The following is a 22202-nucleotide window of genomic DNA, read 5'->3' as shown; positions in this document are numbered from 1 at the left end:
TTTAAATTGAAATTGGATAAAAATTTCTTTTTATAAAAATTTATCTTTGTGGATAAATTCCATTGATTTATTTATACAATTTACTCTAATAATATCTTTTGGTTTATCCATCAACTGAAAGGGTTATACATTCTATGGCCACCCTCTTAATCGAGGGTGGTTTTCGTTTTAATCTTTTTTGATAATTCTATTATTCCATCTATTTTAATTTTTGTTTCTTGCTCTAAAAAAAAATTATTAACGCCAGGAATTAATTTTAACCATTCTTTAATTAATTTAAAAATTTTACTTATTTTAATTTTCACTCCATTAATTATTTCTTCAATTTTAAAAGAAATTTCTTCTTTTTTTTCTTGAATTTCTTCTTGTTTTTCAAGAGGTAATTTAAAAAAAATATCTTCTAAATCTTCTGATAAAATTTTTTCTATGGTTTGTCGTGTTTCGCTTTTAAGAATTTTTTCTAAAGGTATTATAGTTGAAGGAATTGGAGAGGCCTGAAAAGAAGGCGTTTTTTTAAGCGCTTCTTCTGGTTTTTGAGGTTCAATCCCTTCTTCTCTTTCTTCTTCTTTTTCAATAATTTCAGGCTCTTTTATAATTTCCGCAGAAGGTTTTTCTGTTGATTCCAATTTTAACTCTGACTCTTTTTTATAAGATCCATCGTCTCCATTATTTTCTTCTTTTTTTTTGTTAAAAAATGCCATATTTAAAAGTTAAAAGTTAATTAACTACAGCATATTTTTTTCTATTTGTCAAAAAAATTTTAAAAAATATTAAATTAAACATTAAATTAAGCAATAAAGTGCAGGATCTTAAAAATAATGTTAGTTCTTTATTTTAGTTTGACATTTATTACAAATATAGTATTATATTGTAATAAATGTTTTTACCATATTAATTTAATATTTATTTTATGATGTTATCTGATCGTGATATAAAAAAAGCAGTAAAAAATGGGGAATTGATTATTAAACCATTTAAAAAAGAACAATTAGGCCCAGCTTCTTATGATTTACTTTTAGGAAATAAAATACGCTTATTTAAATCAACAGAGCATGCTTGCATAGATATTAAAAATTATGAGGATGCTTTTAGATATACACATAAATATAAAAATAAAATTATTGAACATTATACTTATACTGATTTAATTACTTCGAACGACCCTTTTATTTTACATCCAGGAGAATTTGTTCTTTGTGATACAAAAGAATATACAGAATTTTCTAAAAATTTTGCCGGACAAATTATGGGTCGATCTTCAATCGGTCGATTGGGAATAATTGTGCATGCGACTGCTGGTTTTTTTGATCCAGGATGGAAAGGTTTTGGCACATTAGAAATGGCTAATTTAGGCAAAATTTCTGTTAAACTTTATCCTGGGATGAAGATTGCTCAAATGGGATTTTATAAACTTGAAACGCCTTGCGAGGTTTCTTATAGCGAAAGAAAAGGCAGTAAATACCACAAAAATGTCACAAATAATCAAGCAATGTCTAGTAAAATTATGCAAGACTTTAAGAAATTATAAATTATAAATTATAAATTTTAAATTATAAAAATGAAAATTAAAAAATAAGAAATTATAAATTATAAATTAAAAATTTTTAACTATTTTTTATGCCAGAAGTAAAATTAAAAGTAGAACTAATTTCTTATACCAAAGATCCTGAACAAGTTTGTGCTACAGCGATTAAACAGTGTTATAGTAAAATAGGAGTTAGCGAGTTAAAGGAAAAAATAGATAAAAAAACCAGAAAACGATTAATTGAACAAATTATTTCTTCGGGACATACTTCTACTATTGAACATGCGAGTTTTACTTTTGCTATACAAGGAATTTCAAGGGCTTGTTCTCATCAATTGGTTCGTCATCGAATTGCTTCATATTCTCAACAAAGTCAACGTTATGTGGATTTTAATGCCAAAGGATTTGATTATATTATTCCACCTTTAATTAAAAAAAATTCAATTTTTTTAAAAAGATTTCAAAAAGATATGGATGAAATTTTTAATAAATACAAAACTTTGATTAAAAATGGAATAACCCCGGAAGACGCGCGTTTTATTTTGCCAAACGCTTGTGAAACAAAAATTGTTATTACAATGAATGCTCGAGCGTTTTTAAATTTTTTAAAAGAAAGATTGTGTAATCGTGCTCAATGGGAAATTCGAGCCATGGCTTTTCAAATGTTTATTTTGGTAAAAAAAATTGCGCCAAATATTTTTAAAAATGCCGGACCCACCTGTCAAACAGAAAAAATTTGTTGGCAAGGAAATCTTAATTGCGGTTTATGGAAAAATATTAAAGGGGCGGAATTAAGAAAAAAATAATAAATTTAATTTTACATTTTTATATTTTAACTTTTTTTATTATGTCTCAAGCTAATTTAATAAAATTTGAGTGTGTTGAATGTCATAAAATTAATTATTTTTCACATAAAAATAAAAAAATTATTAAAGAAAGATTGGAATTAAAAAAATATTGCAAGTCATGTAAAAAACACACCCAACACAAAGAAACTAAATAATTTCTATGTTATTTATTATTTCTGGTCCATCTGGCGTAGGTAAAACTTTTATTATTCGAAAAATAATTAAATCAGATCCTTGCCTTGATAATATTATTCCTTGCACAACAAGAGAAAAACGTCCCAATGAAAAACATGGGCAAGATTATTTTTTTTTATCTGAAGAAAAATTTAAAGAAAAAATAAAAAATAAGGAATTTTTAGAATGGGCTATTGTTCATAATAATTATTATGGCACTTTAAAAAAAGAAGTAGAAAATGCGAAAAAATCATTAATACTTAATATTGATTTTCAAGGAGCGCTTCAAATAAAAAAGAAAAAAATTCAAGCAATTTTTATTTTTATAAAACCAGAATCTTTAGATAAATTATCTAGTAGAATTAAAAAAAGAGGGGAATTAAAAAAAGAAGATTTAGAAATTCGTTTAAAGAATGCTAAAAATGAAATTAAACAAGCAACAAAACATTATGATTATGTGGTTATTAATAGAGAAAATAAATCTAATCAAACAATTAAAAAAATTTTACAAATCATTAAACATAATAGCTAATATATTTTATGAAAAAAGGTAAATTAATTGTTTTGGATGGCACAGATGGAAGTGGAAAGACAACGCAAGTTGAACTTTTAAAAAAAAGAATAAAGCAAGAAGGTATGGCAGTAAAAGTTGTTGATTTTCCTGAATATTATAAAAATTTTTTTGGAGCTTTTATTGGTCATTGTTTAAGTGAACAATATTATAATTTTTTAAACGTTCATCCAAAAATTGCATCAATATTATATGCGGTGGATCGTTTTGAATCTAGTGGTAAAATTGAAAAATGGTTAAAACAAGGAAAAATTGTGATCTGTAATCGTTATGTTTCAGCTAATCAAATTCATCAGGGAGGAAAAATTAAAAATATAAAAAAGAGAAATGATTTTATAAAATGGCTTGATAAGATGGAATATGAAGTTTTTAAAATTCCAAAACCTGACATTATTTTATATTTAAGTTTGCCGATAAATATTGTTTTAAAACTTTTAAAAAATCGCGAAAGTAGTAAAATGAAAAGAGAATATTTAAAGAAAAAAAAGGATGTTCATGAAAATGATGTTAATTTTTTGATAAATTCTCGAAAAAGCGCTTTAAAACTTGTTAAAGAAATCCCGAATTTTATTAAAATAGAATGTTCAAAAAATAATGAGATTTTATCAAAAAAAATAATTGCTGAAAAAATTTGGCAAACATTAAAAGGAAAAATAAAATAATATTTATATTAAAAAATGTATTTTTTATGAAAGATTTTAAAGATAATTTAATAAATTCATTATTTGAAGAAAAACTAATTAATGAAGAACAGGCTTTAAAATTACAAAAAGAAAAAAAAGAAACAGAACAAACCGTGGAAGAAATTATTAAAGAAAAAAAAATAATTCTAGAAAAAGATTTAATAAAAGTAAAAAGTAAATTATTAAATGTTTCAATTGTAGATTTATTAGGGAAAAAAATTAACAAAGATTGTTTTAAAATTATTTCTGAAGATTTGGCAAAAAATTATAAAATGGTTGTTTTTGAAAAAGATGATTGTCTTATAAAAGTTGCTATGTTAAATCCTGATGATTTTAGCGCTCGAGAAGCAATAGAATATATTGCTAGAGAAAAAAATTTTAAAATTGAATATTATATTACTGATAAAAAAAGTTTAGAATTTTATTTAAATCAATATTCTAGTTTTTTTTCAGAAATAAAAGAAGCATTAGAAACAGCGGAAGATCTTAAGGTTGAAAAAGATGAAAAAAGACTTTCTTCTGAAGATGAAACATATCAAGGAGCGCCAATTTCTAAGGTTGTTTCAGTTATTTTTAAACATGCTGTTGAAGGTTTGGCTTCAGATATCCATATTGAGCCGACAGTAGACGAAACAAGAGTTCGTTATCGAATGGATGGAATTTTACATACTTCCCTTGTTTTACCCAAAGAAGTTCATTCGGCTATTGTTTCTAGAATTAAAGTGATGGCTAATTTGAAAATTGACGAAACAAGAATTCCTCAAGATGGAAGAATCAGATTAAAAATACAAGGGCAATATATTGATTTTAGAGTTTCTATTTTACCATTAATGGATAATGAAAAAGTGGTAATTAGGGTTTTGGACACTAATACAAAAGTTCTTACTTTAGAGCAATTAGGTTTTTTAAAAGATAAAATAAAAATTATTGAAGATAGCATTAAAAAACCATATGGAATTCTTTTGGTTACTGGCCCTACTGGTTGCGGAAAATCTACAACACTTTTTTCTCTTTTAAATATATTAAATGATTCTAAAAGTAATATTTCTACTTTAGAAGATCCAATTGAATATTTTATTAAAGGGATTAATCAATCTCAAATTAGGCCAAATTTGGGATTTTCTTTTGCTTCAGGGTTAAGAACTTTGCTTCGACAAGATCCAAATATTATTATGGTGGGGGAAGTAAGAGATGAAGAAACAGCGGAATTAATAGTTCATGCGGGATTAACTGGACATTTTGTTCTTTCTACTTTACATACCAATGACGCTTTTGGAGTAATTCCTCGTTTAATTGATATGAAAGTAAAACCATTTTTATTAGCCAATGTTTTAAATATAATTATTGCTCAACGTTTAGTTCGACGTCTTTGTAAAAATTGCAAAGAACAAATTTCTTTGTCTTCCGAAGAAGAAGATCAAATTTTGTCCAATTTAGATAATCTTTCAGAAGAAGTAATACCTAAAGGTGTAAGTTTAAATAAACCATTAAAAGTTTATAGAGCTAAAGGTTGTATTTATTGTAAAAATACAGGGTATCAAGGGCGGGTAGTTATTTCCGAGGTATTAAGTATTACCAACGCAATGAGAGAAAAAATATCCGCAGCAGAAGGGAAAATGTTGAATTTTAACGAAGAATTAAAAAAACAAAATTTTGTTACTATTAGACAAGATGGATTTTTAAAGGCTCTTTTAGGACTTATTTCTTTAGAAGAAGTTTGGACAGCAATAGAAAAATAAAAAAAGTAACCAGTAATCAGTAATATGTAACGAGTAATATGAAAAATAAAATTCAAAATTTTCTACTTTTAGCCAAAGATTTAAATTTTATTAAAATAGAAATTTGTAAAAAATTAGGAGAAAATGCGAATGGAATCAATAAACTTGTTAATGGTTTAATTAAATCAATTGAAAATCAACAATAATTATTTATTTTATATTTTAGAATCTTAATTCATTTTACGCGTTACTGATTACGTGTTATTTGTTATTTTATTTATTTATGCAAACTGCGCAAACGATTATTTTTAATAAATTATTAACCACTGTTGTTGAAAGAAGAGCTTCTGATTTGCATTTAACCATAGGAACTCCTCCTGCTTTAAGAATTGAAGGTGAATTAATAATTTTAGAAGATCAAGAAATTTTAACTCCTGATTTTATAAAAGGAGTAATTAATTCTTTTTTAACTCTTGAACAAAAAGAAGAATTAGAAAAAAATAGGCAGTTAATTATTGCTCATTCTTTTGATCAAAAATTACGATTTAAAATAAATATTTATTATCAAAAGGGATTTTTGGGTGTGACTTTTAGATATATTTCTCCTATAATAAAAAATTTTTCAGATTTAGGATTGCCTAAATCAATAGAAAATTTTTTATCTTTAAAAAAAGGATTGGTTGTTATTAGCGGTCCATTTGATTCAGGAAAAACAACTACTTTAATTAGCATTATTGAAACAATAAATAAAACGCAGAAAAAAAATATTTTTACTTTAGAAAAACCAATTGAATATATTTTTATTAATGATAAAAGCATTATTGAACAAAGAGAAGTTGAAAAAGATGTAAATTCTTTTGCTGATGGGTTGGATTTAATTGTTAATGAAGATGTTGATATTGTCGTTGTTTCTCAGGTGAATGATAAAGAAATTTTTTCAAAAATTTTTAAATTAATTGAAGGTGGGCGATTGATTTTTATTTTTTTGGAAGCGGAACAGACTTATCAGGCAATAGAAAAAATAATAAATTTTTTTCCATTTGAAGAAAAAGAAAAAATTCAAACAATTTTGGCAAATAATTTGGCAGGAGTAATTAATCAAAAATTAATTTCTTCTTTAAAAGGAAATAGATTATTAGCTTATGAAATATTATTAAACAATTTATCGGTAAAAAATCTTATTGAAGAAGGAAAATTAAAACAATTAAATAGCGTTTTACAGCTTAGCCAAGCTGAAGGAATGATAAGTATGGATCGATGTTTGTCGCAGTTAGTTAGAAATGCTCTAATTTCTTTAGAGGAAGCTTTGAGGTATGCGATTGATATGGAAAATCTAAAAACCATGGCACAGAGGATCTTATGAAATTTTAAATTTTAAATTTATGGGGTAGATGAGAGCCTCTGCTCTCATCTTTTGGTTGGAGCAGAGGCTCCAACCTACCCAAATCTTTTGGTTAGAACATCCCAACCGTGGGCACTAGCCTAAGAAATAAAATTAATTGAAAATTTATAATTTCTTAAAATTTAATTAAAAATTTAAAATTTAAAATTATTCTATGCTTTTTCAATATCGAGCTAAAACATTACAAGAAGAAATAAAAGAAGGAACAATAGAAGCGCCCAACGAAAAAATGGCAAGTGATATTTTAGCTGAAAACAATTTAATTATTTTGTCTTTAACGGAAAAAGAAAAACAATCAGTTTTTAAAAAAGATTTTGAAATCCCTTTTTTGAATAAAGTGAAATCTAAAGACATTGTTATTTTTTCCAGGCAATTAGCTGTGATGATAACAGTGGGTTTACCTATTGTTCAAGCTTTAAAAATTTTGGTTAAACAAGCGCCCAGCGTAGCTTTTAAAACGATTCTTTCTCAAATAGCCGATGATGTTAATGGAGGAGAAAAATTTTCTCAAGCATTAGGTAAACATCCAAAAATATTTTCTAATTTTTTTATAAATATGATTCGGTCTGGAGAAACTTCCGGACAATTAGAGCAAGCTTTAAATTATTTAGCCGATCAAGAAGAAAAAAATTATGATTTAGCGAGTAAAATTAAGGGAGCGATGATTTATCCTGTTTTCGTTGTTGGCGGATTAATATTAGTTGGAATAGTAATGATGATTTTTGTTGTTCCAAAATTAACTGAGGTAATTGTTCAATCTGGAGCCAAAATTCCTTTACCAACTCAAATTTTAATTTTTACTAGCAATATTTTATCTCATTATTGGTGGCTTTTAGGAATTATAGTCGTGGGGGTTGTGTTTGGAATTAATTCTTATATTCATACTTTAGCAGGAAGAGAGCAATGGGATTTTTTAAAATTAAAATTGCCTGTTTTTGGAGGATTGAGTCAAAAAATTTATTTAGTTCGTTTTTCTCAAGGATTAGCATCTCTTATTGTTGGAGGAATTCCTCTTTCTCAAGGATTAAAAATTATTGCTGATTTAATAGGAAATGTTATTTATAAAGATTTAATTTTAAAAACATTAAAAGAAATAGAAGATGGTCATTCAATTACTACAGTTTTTGAACAAAGTAAAGTGGTTCCATCTTTAGTAACTCAAATGATGAGTGTGGGAGAAAAAACAGGGAGATTAGATAATGTTTTAAACAAAATAGCTGAATTTTATTCAAGAGAAATAAATAATACAGTGAGTAATTTGACAGCTTTAATTGAACCGATGGTGATTTTATTATTGGGTGGCGCTGTAGGAATAATGGTTGCTGCCATCATTATGCCGATGTATAATGTCACTACGCAGTTTTAAAAAGGGGATAAATGATTTTGAAATATATAGGTTTGTGATAGAATAGAATAAGGAAGTCCAAATAGTAAAAATAACTTTCAACTTTCAACTTTCAACTTTCAACTTTTAACTTACTATGAAAGGGGGTGATAATAAATGATAAAATTAAATAAAAAAGGTTTTACTTTAATTGAGTTATTGGTTGTTATCGCCATTATCGCCTTATTGTCCACCATCGCCATTGTTTCTTTGGGTAATGCCAGACAGAAAGCCAGAGATGCAAAAAGAATTGCTGACATTAAACAAATGCAAACCGCTTTGGAATTAGAGTATACTAATACTGGCAATGGTTATAAAGTAAATGAAACACCAACAATAATTGATGCTATTGGAACTTCAATGACAACAGTGCCTTTAGCACCAAACCCAGCAGATACTGGAAATGGCGTTTGTACTACTAAAAACAATAGTTATCTTTACGTTTCAACCAGTGCAGACGGAAGCGCTCTTTGTACAACAGCGCCATGCGAAGGTTTTATGTTGCAATTCTGCACTTATGAGGCAACCGGTACAATAAATGCAGGTCTTCATTGCGCTACTCCTGGTGGCATTTCAAATGCAGCATGCCCTTCTCCATTTGTACAACCTAAATAAAGTTTGTAAGCATATAAGTGTTCTTAATTAAGAACAAACAAAAACCCGATTATTAAAAAGTCGGGTTTTTGTTTTTTAAAAAAAATGTGGTATTATTTATTTAATGGCGCGTATTTCATTGTATTGGAAAGTGAATATTTATTTTCTTTCTGTCATCCCGACCGAGGTTTCTGAGCGGAGGGATCCCTTTAAAAAAGTAGAAAGTGTAAAGTTAAAAGTTAAAAGTTATTTTCTTTAACTTTAAATTATTTTTACGAAAAATATTAATTACCAAATTTCTGATTAAAGAATAATTTGCAGGAGCATTTCCTCACGGTTAGGGAAATTAATTAAGCCCTCTTGATAAAGGGGGTTGGGGGATTTCAGAAATTAAGAAACCCTCTAAATCTCCCTTATCAGGGAGACTTTATGTAATCGTCCATAGGGCGAAAACGTGGTTTCGCCCCTACGAATACCCAATTCATACGATGGGTTGGGTAAATATATTTCGTGATTTAAACGAATGTCCATTAATGAATATATTCGTGGTGTAAAATCTGGGAAATTTCTGCCATTCGAAAAATCCATTTGGCAACGAAATTTTTATGATCGCATTATTCGCGATGAAAATGAATTAAATTGCATTCGCGAATATATTTATAAAAATTTTTTCTAATGAGAATTAGACAGAAATAATTTGGAAAATCTTTATATGTAATTTGTATATTCTACAGTAGACGCTAATAAATTTAATAAAAGAATAGCAAAAATTTTTTTGAAAATTGATTATTTTATTTAATATGTTAAACTAATAATAATTTATTTTATGGCCCTGTCGTCTAATGGTTAGGACATCAGGTTTTCATCCTGAAAACCGGGGTTCAATTCCCCGTGGGGCTACAAAAAAATTAAAAGTTTGATTTTAAGTTTTTGTTATAATTTTTTGATTTTTTTAAATGATAAAGATATTTAAAAATATTAAAAAAATATTTTTAATAGTTACTATTTTAAATATTTTTTTATTTATAAATTTTGAAATTTCTAAAGCAGAAACAATAGTTTCAGAAACAATAAAAGAAGATAGCAAAATTAATAAGTCATTAGAAATAAAAAAAGAATTATCTGAGTTAAATGAGTTATCAGAAACAACTGATGTAAATGAAAATATTATAGAAACTAAAAAATCAGAAACAGAAATTAATAATTTTATAAATAATATTGAAGCGCAAAAACCTGAGATTCAATCAAAAATTGATTCAAATTCAAATGATATAAATTTTCAACCCATTATTATTACCGAGCTTTTTCCTAATCCTGAACATGAAAGCTTAGAAGAATTTATTGAACTTTTTAATCAAAGCGAACAAGAAATGGATTTGTCAGATTGGAAATTAAGAGACACAAATGGGACAATAAAAACATATATTCTTCCAAAACAAACAAAAATTAAATCAAAAGATTTTTTAGTTATTTATAGAAAAGACATCATCCCAAAAATTATTTTAAATAACGATAAGGATTCAGTTGAGTTATTAGACAACAAAGACAATGTTGTTTTTTTTACGCCAATTTATTTAGATGCGCCTAAATTAAAAAGTTTTTCAAAAATAGAAGGCAAAGATAAATGGGAATGGCAAGAACCTAGCCCAGGAATAAAAAATCAAGAAAATAAAGAAGCGCAAAATGTTACAATTCAAGAAGATAAAAAAGAATTAACATTGGTCACTATTATTCCACAAACAACCAGTATAATGATTAATGAATTTGTTTCTGACCCATTGACTAACGAAAAAGAATGGATTGAATTATATAATTTTGCGAATCAAGAAATTGATATTAATGGCTGGACAATAGAAGAAGGGACTGGCGCAAAAACAATTTTGTCTAATGTTATTAAATCAAAAGATTTTTTTGTTATTGAAGATCCTAAAGGAACACTTAATAATGATGGTGATATTATTATTTTAAAAAACAAAGATGGTAATATTATTGATCAAGTGACTTACGGAAAATGGGATGATAAAAATATTTCTGATAATGCGCCTATTCCAAAACAAGGGCAATCATTGGCTCGTTTTCCAGACGCACAAGATGTAAATATAGATAAAAATGATTTTCAAACAACTATTACGCCAACAAAAGGAAATATAAATTTAATTGAAAAAGAAAAAATTGTTTCTCTTATTGTTTCAAATTCTAACTCTAACTCTAACTCTAACTCTAACTCTAATTCTAACTCTAACTCTAATTCTAACTCTAATTCTGGCCCTAGTTATATACAAACTTATTCAGATCAAATTATTATTAATGAAATTTTACCTGATCCAGCAGATAAAGATCAAAACGAATGGATTGAATTAAAAAATCAAAGCGATCAAGATGTAAATTTATCAAATTGGATTTTAGATGATAGTCAAAATGACAATAAAAAATATTTTATTCCTATAAATACCATTATTTTAAAACAAGATTATTTGGTTTTTAAAAGAAAACAAACTGAAATTATTTTAAATAACAAACAAGATAAAGCAAGATTATTTAATCCAAATAATCAATTGGTTTCAGAAATTTTTTATGAAAAAGCAGAAAAAGGGCAATCTTACGCGCGAATGGAAAATGGGAAATGGGAATGGACAAAGATATTAACACCGGGCTTAATAAATCAAAAAGACATAGAAACAATAAAACAAAAAAACAATGAAACACAAAATATAGAAGCGCAAAAACAAAAAAATATTGAAACAACAAAACAACAAGAAGAAGATGAAATTAAAAAACTACAATCTGAAATATTAAAACTAAAATCTGAAAAAGCAAATAAATCACAAGTAAATCTTAATGATCAAAATTTAAATAATCAAAATGAAATACAAAAAGAAAAGTTGAAAGCTGAAATTCTAAATCTAAAATCTGAAATAAATCTCAAACCTAAAGAAAGGTTAGTAGTTTCTTTAAAAGAAATTAGAAAATTAGAAAAAGGAACAATGGTCAAAGTTAAGGGTGTTGTTTCCTGTATTCCTGGAATTTTAGGAGAACAAATTTTTTATCTGGCTGGTTCTGGTATTCAGGTTTATTTATCTAATAAAGATTTTCCAGAATTAAAAATAGGCGATGAAATAGAAATTTCAGGAGAACTTTCATCTGATCAAAATGAAGCGCGAATTAAATTATCATCAAAGAATGATATTAAAATTTTAAAAAAAGACCAGAAAGTTAATTTAGAAGAAGTAAAAACAAATGAGATTAATGAAAATCATGAAGGATATTTAGTAAAAATAAAAGGGAAAATAATTAAAACAACAGGCAATACTTTTTATATTACTGATGAAACAAATAAAGAAGTAAAAATTTATATTAAAAAATCTACTAATATCAAAAAACCAAAAATGAAAAAAGGAGATACAGTAGAAATAATAGGCATTATTAGCCAAACAGAATCTGGTTATAGAATTTTACCAAGATTTCAAGATGATATTAAAATGGTTCAAGAAAATGAAAAAACAATTTATCCTTTGTTGTTATCTCAACCGACTTCGATGGTCATCAAAGAAAAGGATTCGCCTTTTAATGAACTTAATTCTAAGAAAGTTGGACTTTCTAATGTTGAAAATCAAGAAAACATAGAAACAATAAATCAAGAAATTACAGAAACAAAAAAACAAGAAAAACAAAAAGAAACCAAGGAAGCAGCAACTGTTGTTGGTGTTGGTTCAAGCGCTATTTTAGCTACTTTATTTAGAAAAAAAATTCTTTTTTTTATAACAAAAATATTTTTAAAATGATAAAATTAAAAAAGTTTTTAAGAAAAAACTTTTTTAATTTTATCATTTTTAATTTTTAATTTTTAATTTTTAATTTAATTTTTTATGGACTTTAAAGAAAAAATAAAAAAATACGACAACTCAAATTTGCGAGAAAATATTTTAAATTCTTATAAACAATTCGAAATTGGCATAAAAATTGCCGAACAATTAAAATTAAAAAAAAGAAAATATGATAAAATAATTATTTCTGGAATGGGAGGGAGCGCTTGGCCTGGAGATATTATTCGAACATTTTTAGAACTTAAAAATGAAATAAAAATTCCGATTATTGTAAATCGAGATTATTCTCTATTAAATCAAACAACAAAAAATAGTTTGATTATTATTTCTTCTTATTCTGGAAATACTGAAGAAGCCATAAGCGTTTATAAAGAAATTTTGAAGAAGAAATTACCAATGATAGGATTTTCTGTTGGAGGAAAATTAGAAAAAATATGCCTCAAAGATAAAGTACCTTTTATAAAATATCCAGATGATGGTTTAACTTTTCAGCCTCGATTTGCCACTGGTTACACATTTTCCAGTATGTTAACAGTTTTTGCTAATCTAGAAATTATAAAAAATCAATCAAAAGATATTTTAGCTTTAGAAAAATCTTTAAAAAAAATAATTCCTTCTTTGGAAAATCAAGGAAAGAAATTGGCTCAAAAATTATTTAATAAAATTCCAATTATTTATAGTTCTGATGAATTTAAAACTATTGCTCAAGTTTGGACAATTAAATTTACCGAGAATTCTAAAATATTGGCATTTTGGAATTATTTCCCTGAATTAAATCATAATGAAATGAATGGCTATGTCAACATTAAAGGAAAAAATTTTTTTACAATAATTTTAAAATCAAATATTACTCATCCTAGAATTTTAAAAAGAGCGGAAATTACCGCTCAAATGATAAGAGAAAAAGGAGGGGATGTTGAGGTTTTAGATATGTCGGGTAAAAATGTTTTAGAAAAAATGTTTTTCTCTATTATTTTGGGTGATTGGACTTCTTATTATTTGGCTTTACTAAACAATCAAGATCCCACGCCAGTGGATATGGTTGAAGATTTTAAGAAAAGAATGACTTAAAAAATTTTAAATTACTAAAAGAAATTTTGTTTATTTTATTATTTTATAACAAACAAGTTTTTTTGAGAAAATCTAAAACTTTTTTATTAAGTAATTTATTTTTGAGATGTTTTTTATATTCTTCTGATTGAATTTGTTTTTCGATTTCTTTATTAGCAGGATAAGTTTTTAATAAATTATTTATTTCTTCATTAATTTCCGATTCAGAAATTTGCATTGTTTCATTTTCAGCAATTTCTTCAATAATCAAAATAGATTTAATTCTTTTTATTGCTAATAAACGAAAATCTTTTTCCAAATCCTCTTTTGTTTTTTTTAAGTGATTTAAATAATCTTCTATTTTTGCTCCTTGATTTAAGACTCCTTGTTCTAATTCTAAAAACATTTTATCTGTTTCTGATTTAATTAAATTATCTGAAATTTCTTCAAAACTTGATTGATTAATTAATTTTTCTAATATTTCTTCTTCTAATTTTTCTTCTATTTTAAGATTTTCTTCAATTTGTAAATTTTCTTTAAGTTGTTTTATTAAGTCTTCTAAAGTTTTAAATTGGCCTAAACTTATTGCAAATTCATCATTTAATTCCGGTAAATCTATTTGAAAAACTGAATTTATTTTAACTTTAAAATTTATTATTTTATTTGCTAAATTTTTATTATAATAACTTTCAGGCATTTTTAATTCAAATTCTTTATTTTCTTCTTTTTTAAGGCCTATTAAATTTTCTAAAAATCCTGGGATAAAATATGGATCACCAATAATTATTGAATGATCTTTAATTTGGCCATCTTCAAGAGGAACCTTATTTAAAAACATTTCAATATTAACATTCACTTTGTCTTTTTTTTGAATTTCTCTATTTACTAATATTTCTTTAGCTCTTCTTTTTTGTAAATCTTCTAAAACGTCATTAATTTGTTTTTGTTTAATTTCTATTTCTGGTTTTTTAATTTTTATATTTTTACAATCACATAATTTAACCTTAGGCAAAAGAGCAACTGTTGCTTTATAAACAATAGGTTGGTTGGGAATTAAAATTTGTATATTAATTTCTGGATGACCAATAACTCTTAATTTTTCTTCATTTATTATTTTAAAATAACTTTGGCTAACTATTTCGTCCAAAGCTTCTTGATAAATATTCATTTCGCCAACTTCTTTTTTTATTACTTCATAAGGAGCTTTGCCTGGTCTAAACCCTGCAATTTTTTTTTGTTGAGAAATTCTTTTTGCTGCTTTATTTAAACAAGGAGCCATTTCTTCTAAACTTGCTTCGCAAGTTAATTCAAGTTGAGTTTCTTTTATTTTTTTGATTTCTTTTAACATAAAAATAAGAAATTAATATAATAAATTTGTAAAATTTGCATAAAACTATTTTTTATTTGGTATTTTTTTTAAAATTCCATCCAATTGTTCGGGTGTTAAAAGTTTTTGTATATCTTGAATCTGAACTTCTTTATTTTCTTGTTTGCTAATACCTATTGCTTGTCGAAATAATTCTTGATATGGAACAAAATATTCTTCTAAAAGTTTAGGTAAATAAATAAGAGTTATTATTATAGGAATAATAATTAAAGCCATTTTAATTACGCCAAATATTTTTTCCCAAAAAATATAACTATAAATTTTTTTATTTAACTTTAAAATTTCTTTAGAATATTCTAAATTTTCTTCTTGTAATTTTTTTATTTGTTCATTTAATGAAATACTAGGTTGAATCATAAAAAATAGCTTTTAGGTTTTAGGAAATTTTAAAACACAAATTTAATTTAAAATTTTTGTCTATTTTATCTTATCTTTACAGGAGCTTGTTTAACAGGAATAATAATATCTTTTAAAAGTTTTGGATCTTCTAAAAGAATTCCAATTCCTCTAACTACGCAAGTTAAAGGATCATCTGTAATATAAACAGGAATTTGAATTTGTTGAGAAATTAATTTGTCTAATCCTCGTAAAAGCGCACCTCCACCTGTTAAAATAATACCTTTTTTGTAAATATCAGAAACTAATTCAGGCGGTGTATTTTCTAAAACATCTTTAATTGCTTCAATTATTAATTTAACTGAACGAATTAAAGATTCTTGTATTTCTGCATTGGTGATGGTTATTTCTTTGGGCAAACCAGTTATTAAATCGCGTCCTCTAATTTTTTTTTCAAGTATTTTAGATAATTCATTTTTTTCTTGTTCTTGAAAAAAAATCGATCCTATTTTAATTTTAATTTCCTCAGCCGTACATTCTCCCAAAAGAAGATTAAATTTTTCTCTTACATAATTAATAATATTTTTATTAAATTCATTACCAGCAATTAAAATGGATTTGCAAGTAACAACACCACCTAAAGAAATAACAGCTATTTCAGTAGCTCCTCCTCCAACATCAACAATCATATTTCCACTAGCTTCTTGAACATTAATTCTAGAACCAATCGCATTTGCCATTGCTCCCTCAACTAAAAAAACTTCTCTGGCTCCTGCTTGAATTGCCGCATCTTCAACGGCTTTTTTTTCAACTTCTGTAATTTCTAAAGGAACATTAATAATCATTCTGGGTCTAGGAACTAAAGTAAATTTTTCTTGATGAACTTTGTCAATAAAATATTTTAACATTTTTTCTGCTACTTCAAAATCAGAAATAACTCCATTCACAATAGGATTGCAAGCAATAATATAACTAGGTGTTCGCCCAATCATTTTTTTTGCTTCTTCTCCTACTGCCAAAATTTGATCAGTTCGCATATTAATCGCCACAACCGAAGGTTCATTAATAACAATCCCTCTATCTTTAACATAAACCAAGGTATTAGTCGTTCCCAAGTCTATGGCCATATCTTTAGAAAAATATCCAAAAAATTTATTTAACATATTATTTTTAATAATTAAAATAATTATTTAATAAAACCATAATAATTTTATACATTTATTATAATAAGTCAATTTTGGTTTTATTAAAATAATAAAATATGTTAGTATTTTAATACTTTATTTATTTTAACTTTTAACTTTCTATGCGTTGGATTATAAATAAATCAATTACAATAAATGAAAAAAAACAATTTTCACAAATTAATCCAATTGTTTTACAGTTATTATTTAATAGAGAATTAAAAACTCAAAAACAAATTGACGAATTTTTATATTCTGATTATAGTCAAGATATTCATGATCCCTTTTTACTTCCTGAAATGGGAAAAGCAGTACAAAGAATTTTTCAAGCCATTAAAGATCAAGAACTAATTATGGTTCATGGAGATTATGATGCTGACGGAATTTGTGGATCACTTTTATTAATTGAAACCTTAGAAAAATTGGGAGCAAGAACCGATATTTATATTCCTCATCGAGAAAAAGAAGGTTATGGATTAAAAGAACAAGCGGTTGATTATATGATGAAACAAGAAAATAAGAAAATGCAAAATACAAATGGTTCAATTCCAATGGTCATCAAAAATAAAACCTCTGGAAATGGATTAATTATTACAGTGGATTGTGGAATTACAAATATAGATGGAATAAAATACGCTCAAAAAAATAACATTGATGTGATTATTACTGATCACCATCTTCCTTGTAAAAATATTCCCAAAGCATTTGCTATTATTCATCCTAAAACAGGAAATGAATATCCTTTTAAAGATTTGGCTGGAGCTGGCGTGGCTTTTAAATTAGCTCAAGCATTACTAAGAAAAAAAGAACAAGAATCAACGTTAAATTTTAAAGGATTTGAAAAATGGTTGTTAGATCTATTGGTTATTGCTACAGTAGCAGATTTGGTGCCCATGTTGGGAGAAAATAAAACTTTAACAAAATATGGATTAATTGTTTTAAATAAAACAAAACGAATTGGTTTAAAAAAATTAATAGAAATTTCAAAACTTTCAGAAGTTTCAGAATTAAATGTTTTTAATGTTGGTTTTCAAATTGCCCCTCGAATTAATTCCCTTGGAAGATTAAAACATGCTAATACTAGTTATCAACTTTTGAAAACTCAAGATGAAAATGAAGCAAAAAAAATAGCCGAAGAACTTGATCAAACCAATCAAGAAAGACAAAGATTAATAGAAGAGGCTGTTTTACAAGTATTAAATCAGCTTGGGAAAATAACTGATAAACAAAAAATTTTATTTGTTTTAAATAAAAATTGGCCAGAAGGAATTTTGGGATTAATAGCAGGAAAAATTTGCAACAAATTTAATCGGCCAACAATGGCCATGACTTATAAAATAAATAATAATCAACAAGCGGAGATTGTTGGATCAGGAAGATCAAATAATTTTAATTTAAAACTTGCTTTAGAAAAAATTGAAAATATTTTAACTAGTTTTGGGGGACATAAATGCGCTTGTGGTTTTAAATTTTTAGAAAATAATTTGGAAAATTTTAAAAAAAAGTTAGAAAAAATAGCTAATAAAGAAATTTCAGATCAAGATTTAATTCCAATTTTAAATATTGATCAAGAAATAACTTTAGCTGAAGTAAATTGGGAACTGTTTAATGAATTAAAAAAATTTGAACCTTATGGAAAAGAAAATCCTCAACCAAAATTTTTAATTAAAAATTTAAGAATAATAAATTTAGAAAAAGTAGGACAAAACGAACAACATTTAAAATTATCAGCAACAGACGAACAAGTAATTATAAAAATGATTGGCTTTGGTTTGGGAGAAAAAGGCGGTAAATTTAATATAGGCAATAGGATTGATATAATTTCTGAAATTAATATAAATGAATGGAATGGAAATAAAGAATTACAATTAAAAATTGTAGATTTAAAAACAACTGAGTTATAAAAAAGCTTAGCTTTTTTATCTTAATTTTAACTAATTTTAGCCATAAATTATATGTTTCGTACACATACTTGCGGAGAATTAAATAAAAAAAATATTGCACAAGAAATTATTTTGTCTGGTTGGGTATATCGACGTCGCGATCATGGCGGTTTGATTTTTATTGATTTAAGAGATCGATATGGAATTACTCAAGTCGTTTTTCAACCAGAAAATTCAACTATTTTTAAAATTGCGGAAAAATTAAGATCAGAATGGGTGATTAAAATAACAGGGGAAATACGCTCTAGACCAAAAGAAATGATTAATTCTAAATTAAATACTGGTGAAATTGAAGTAGAAGTAAAAAATATTGAAATTTTAAGCGAATCAAAAACTTTGCCATTTGAATTAAATGAAGAAAAATCTTTGGAGCCTAATGAGGCATTGCGTTTAAAATATCGTTTTATTGATTTAAGAAGACAAAAATTACAAGAAATACTTAAAATTAAAGATCGTTTTTTTCAACACATAAGAAAATATTTTCAAGATCATGATTTTATTGAAATTCAAACCCCAATTTTGGCTAATTCTTCACCTGAAGGCGCTCGTGATTTTTTAGTGCCATCTCGACTTTATCCTGGGAAATTTTATGCCTTACCTCAAGCGCCACAACAATTTAAACAATTATTAATGGTGGGTGGGATTGATAAATATTTTCAAATTGCGCCATGTTTTCGCGACGAAGATCCGAGAATGGATAGACATTATGGAGAGTTTTATCAATTGGATATGGAAATGAGTTTTGTTCAACAGGAAGATGTTTGGCAAATTATGGAACCTTTGTGGATTGAAGTAACTCAAAAATTTTCAAATAAAAAATTAGTTGCTTTGGAAAATGATGGTAGTTTTAAAAAAATACCATGGAAAGAAGCCATGGAAAAGTATGGAACAGATAAACCTGATTTACGATTTGAAATGGAAATTAAGCCAATAACCGAAATGGTAAAAGATTGCGGTTTTTCTGTATTTTACGAAGCGATTAAAAATAATGGCGTGGTCCATGCATTAAAAATTGATGATGGCGCTAAATTTAGTCGTAAGGAAATTGATGAAATAACAGAAATTGCCAAAACCAAAGGCGCTAAAGGATTGGCATATATTATTGTCAATGAAAAAGAAACACATGAAAAATATAAATTACAATCTCCAATAGTAAAATTTTTAAGCGATGAATTAGCTCAAAAAATTGTTAAAGATTTGAAAGCTAAAACTGGTGATATAATTTTTTTTGGCGCAGATGTTTGGAAAACGGTTTGTTTGAGTTTGGGAGCTGTAAGAAATGAATGCGCTTTGAGATTGGGATTAAAAGATAATACAAAAGCAGCTTGGTGTTGGGTAATTGATTTTCCAATGTATGATTATTCAGAAATTGAAGAAGGTAAAATTGATTTTAGTCATAATCCATTTTCTATGCCTAAAGAAGGATTAAAAGCGTTAAATGAAAATAATCCATTTGAAATTTTAGCTTATCAATATGATACTATTTTAAATGGATTTGAAGTTTCTAGTGGAGCGATTCGTAATCATAAACCAGAAATAATGTATAAGGCGTTTGAAATTGCTGGTTATTCTAAAGAACAAGTTGACGCAAGATTTGGAACGATGATTAGAGCATTTGAATATGGCGCGCCACCACATGGCGGAAATGCCCCTGGTGTTGATCGCATATTAATGGTACTTTTAGACATGGATTCAATTCGCGATATATATGCTTTTCCAAAAGATGGCAAAGGCAAAGATTTAATGATGGACAGCCCATCAGAAGTTATAGAAAAACAATTAGAAGAATTAAAAATAGAAATAAAGGAAAATGAAAAATTTTAGATTTTAAAAAAGGTGAGGAAATAACTTTTGATTACGGAAAAGGTGGTTCGGTTTCTTTTGAGTGTAAATGTGGTAGTAAAAATTGTAGAGGTATGATAAATTAGAAATACAGAGGTGACGCACTGACTTCGCTGACACAAATTTTGTTAGCAATGAAATAAATAAATCCAAATTTTATTTTCTAAAAAGCTAAGAAGTTAATTTTTATTTTATGAACAATAATACTCTTGACCTTCTTCCTCCACAAAATATTGAAGCTGAACAATCTGTTTTGGGTTCACTTTTAATTGATAAAGATGGATTAATGAAAATTGCTGATATTCTTGAACCAAAAGATTTTTACATGGAAAAACATGCGATGATTTTTGATGCTATGTTAGATCTTTATGAAAAAAAAGAACCAATAGATCTTTTGAGTTTAGGAAATCGTCTTGAAGAAAAAAAACAATTAAAACAATTAGGTGGAAAAGGTTATTTAATTAAATTAGCGCGACTAACTCCAACATCAGCTCATATTGTTACTTATGCTAAAATTGTGCAAAAAAAAGCCACATTAAGAAAATTAATCAATGTGGCTTATGAAATTACTGGATTGGGTCATCAAGAAGAGGTAGAAGATTTATCTAATCTTTTGGATAAAGCAGAGGGTTTATTATTTGGTGTTTCACAAAAATATTTAAAACAAAATTTTGTTCCAATCCAAAATATTCTTACGGAAGCTTTTGATCGTATTGATGAGCTTCATAAACAAAAAGGCAAGCTTAGAGGATTAGCAACAGGTTTTATTAATTTAGATAATATGTTGGCCGGACTTCAAAAATCAGATTTAATTATTTTAGCTGCTCGTCCTAGTATGGGGAAAACGGCTTTGGCTTTAGATATTGCTCGCAATGTCGCTATTTCAACAAAAACTCCAGTGGGTATTTTTAGTTTAGAAATGTCTCAAGATCAATTAGTTGATCGTTTAATTTGTTCTCAAGCAAATGTGGATCTTTGGAAAATGCGCACAGGACGACTTTCTGAAAAAGAGAGTGATGATGATTTTCCAAAAATTGGACACGCAATGGCAGTTTTGTCTGAAGCGCCAATTTTTATTGATGATTCAGCAATCGCTAATATTATGGAAATCAGAACTAAATGTCGTCGATTGCAAGCAGAGCATGGCTTGGGTTTAATAATTATTGATTATCTTCAATTAATGGAAGGTAGAAAAAATGAAAATCGGGTTCAAGAAATCGCAGAAATTACTAGATCCTTAAAAGGAATTGCCCGTGAATTAAGTATTCCTGTTTTGGCATTATCTCAACTTTCTCGAGCCGTAGAATCAAGAACTCCTGCAATTCCTAAATTATCTGATCTTAGAGAATCTGGGACAATTGAACAAGATGCTGATGTGGTTATGTTTATTTATAGAGAAGATGTTTATAAAAAAGATAGTCCTAAAAAAAATATCGCTGAAATTATTATTGCCAAACATCGTAATGGGCCAACTGGTCATATTGAATTATTTTTTGATGGGGGTAAGGTTAGTTTTCGAAATTTAGAAAAAACAATGCAAAAAGATGAAAGTTTTGAATTTTAAAACCAAAATATTCATTTATTAAAAAAATAACCCACGAATTAAATGGGTTATTTTTATTTTCTTAAAATTTGGATTTTTAGGGTTAATAGACATTTTGGGTGCTTGATTTTGGCACTTTTGTGATATAGTATAAGGGGTTTTTTAATAATTTTAATTTAATAAATAAAATGTCA

The 22202-nt window shown here is 26.7% G+C and carries 18 protein-coding genes and 1 tRNA gene; 15 read left to right on the top strand and 4 right to left on the bottom strand.

Features of this window, described 5'->3' with window-relative positions; translation table 11 throughout:
* Positions 1-146 precede the first annotated feature (146 nt).
* Positions 147-701, bottom strand: a complete 555-nt coding sequence (locus tag CVV26_01315) for a hypothetical protein (protein ID PKL72510.1) — start codon at positions 699-701, stop codon at positions 147-149.
* A gap of 209 nt (positions 702-910) precedes the next feature.
* On the opposite strand from CVV26_01315, the gene CVV26_01310 reads away from it, so the two are divergent.
* The 12 genes from CVV26_01310 to CVV26_01255 all read left to right on the top strand — a co-directional run bounded on the left by CVV26_01310 (position 911) and on the right by CVV26_01255 (position 13794).
* A complete protein-coding gene (locus CVV26_01310; protein ID PKL72509.1) occupies positions 911-1528 on the top strand; it encodes a dCTP deaminase in 618 nt (205 codons plus the stop codon).
* 89 nt (positions 1529-1617) lie between these two features.
* Complete coding sequence (locus CVV26_01305) at positions 1618-2331, top strand: thymidylate synthase (FAD) (protein ID PKL72508.1); 714 nt, start codon at positions 1618-1620, stop codon at positions 2329-2331.
* Positions 2332-2372: 41 nt separating this feature from the next.
* Positions 2373-2528, top strand: a complete 156-nt coding sequence (rpmG, locus tag CVV26_01300; protein PKL72507.1) for a 50S ribosomal protein L33 — start codon at positions 2373-2375, stop codon at positions 2526-2528.
* Between the two features lie 5 nt (positions 2529-2533).
* Positions 2534-3079 (top strand): guanylate kinase, encoded by a 546-nt coding sequence (locus tag CVV26_01295; protein ID PKL72506.1) that lies wholly within the window; start codon positions 2534-2536, stop codon positions 3077-3079.
* An 8-nt stretch (positions 3080-3087) separates the two neighbouring features.
* Complete coding sequence (tmk, locus tag CVV26_01290; GenBank protein PKL72505.1) at positions 3088-3780, top strand: dTMP kinase; 693 nt, start codon at positions 3088-3090, stop codon at positions 3778-3780.
* Positions 3750-5540 (top strand): hypothetical protein, encoded by a 1791-nt coding sequence (locus CVV26_01285; GenBank protein ID PKL72504.1) that lies wholly within the window; start codon positions 3750-3752, stop codon positions 5538-5540. Before tmk ends, CVV26_01285 begins: the two co-directional genes overlap by 31 nt.
* Before the next feature lie 262 nt (positions 5541-5802).
* Entirely contained in the window at positions 5803-6882 is a 1080-nt protein-coding gene (locus CVV26_01280) for a hypothetical protein (protein ID PKL72503.1), read from the top strand.
* Between the two features lie 193 nt (positions 6883-7075).
* Positions 7076-8287 (top strand): phytochrome sensor protein, encoded by a 1212-nt coding sequence (locus tag CVV26_01275; GenBank protein PKL72502.1) that lies wholly within the window; start codon positions 7076-7078, stop codon positions 8285-8287.
* A 135-nt stretch (positions 8288-8422) separates the two neighbouring features.
* Positions 8423-8920, top strand: coding sequence for a hypothetical protein (locus CVV26_01270; GenBank protein ID PKL72501.1), 498 nt, complete (start codon positions 8423-8425; stop codon positions 8918-8920).
* Between the two features lie 807 nt (positions 8921-9727).
* Positions 9728-9802: transfer RNA gene (locus tag CVV26_01265), tRNA-Glu, on the top strand.
* 53 nt (positions 9803-9855) lie between these two features.
* Positions 9856-12681 (top strand): hypothetical protein, encoded by a 2826-nt coding sequence (locus CVV26_01260; GenBank protein PKL72500.1) that lies wholly within the window; start codon positions 9856-9858, stop codon positions 12679-12681.
* A gap of 84 nt (positions 12682-12765) precedes the next feature.
* Entirely contained in the window at positions 12766-13794 is a 1029-nt protein-coding gene (locus CVV26_01255) for a bifunctional phosphoglucose/phosphomannose isomerase (protein PKL72499.1), read from the top strand.
* Positions 13795-13837: 43 nt separating this feature from the next.
* Here CVV26_01255 and tig read toward each other — a convergent pair whose 3' ends face one another.
* From tig to CVV26_01240, 3 genes are all read right to left on the bottom strand, one after another.
* Complete coding sequence (gene tig, locus CVV26_01250) at positions 13838-15121, bottom strand: trigger factor (GenBank protein ID PKL72498.1); 1284 nt, start codon at positions 15119-15121, stop codon at positions 13838-13840.
* A gap of 45 nt (positions 15122-15166) precedes the next feature.
* A complete protein-coding gene (locus CVV26_01245) occupies positions 15167-15517 on the bottom strand; it encodes a hypothetical protein (protein ID PKL72497.1) in 351 nt (116 codons plus the stop codon).
* Between the two features lie 65 nt (positions 15518-15582).
* The gene (locus tag CVV26_01240) at positions 15583-16659 is read right to left on the bottom strand and encodes a rod shape-determining protein (protein ID PKL72496.1); all 1077 of its coding nucleotides are present in this window, start codon (positions 16657-16659) and stop codon (positions 15583-15585) included.
* Between the two features lie 143 nt (positions 16660-16802).
* Here CVV26_01240 and recJ point away from each other — a divergent pair, with 143 nt between their 5' ends.
* From recJ to dnaB, 3 genes are all read left to right on the top strand, one after another.
* Positions 16803-18584 carry a single-stranded-DNA-specific exonuclease RecJ gene (recJ, locus tag CVV26_01235; protein ID PKL72495.1) on the top strand — a complete coding sequence of 594 codons (1782 nt, stop codon included), beginning with the start codon at positions 16803-16805 and terminating at the stop codon, positions 18582-18584.
* 51 nt (positions 18585-18635) lie between these two features.
* Positions 18636-20447, top strand: coding sequence for an aspartate--tRNA ligase (locus CVV26_01230; GenBank protein PKL72494.1), 1812 nt, complete (start codon positions 18636-18638; stop codon positions 20445-20447).
* Positions 20448-20658: 211 nt separating this feature from the next.
* Positions 20659-22029: a replicative DNA helicase gene (gene dnaB, locus CVV26_01225; GenBank protein ID PKL72493.1), complete on the top strand. Its 1371-nt coding sequence runs from the start codon at positions 20659-20661 to the stop codon at positions 22027-22029.
* The last annotated feature ends 173 nt before the right edge of the window (positions 22030-22202 follow it).

The organism is Candidatus Kuenenbacteria bacterium HGW-Kuenenbacteria-1 (assembly GCA_002839745.1).
Lineage (GTDB): Bacteria > Patescibacteriota > Patescibacteriia > UBA2591 > PGYQ01 > PGYQ01.
The sequence above is the reverse complement of the archived record's forward strand: the minus strand, read 5'-3'. Positions and strand labels throughout refer to the sequence as shown.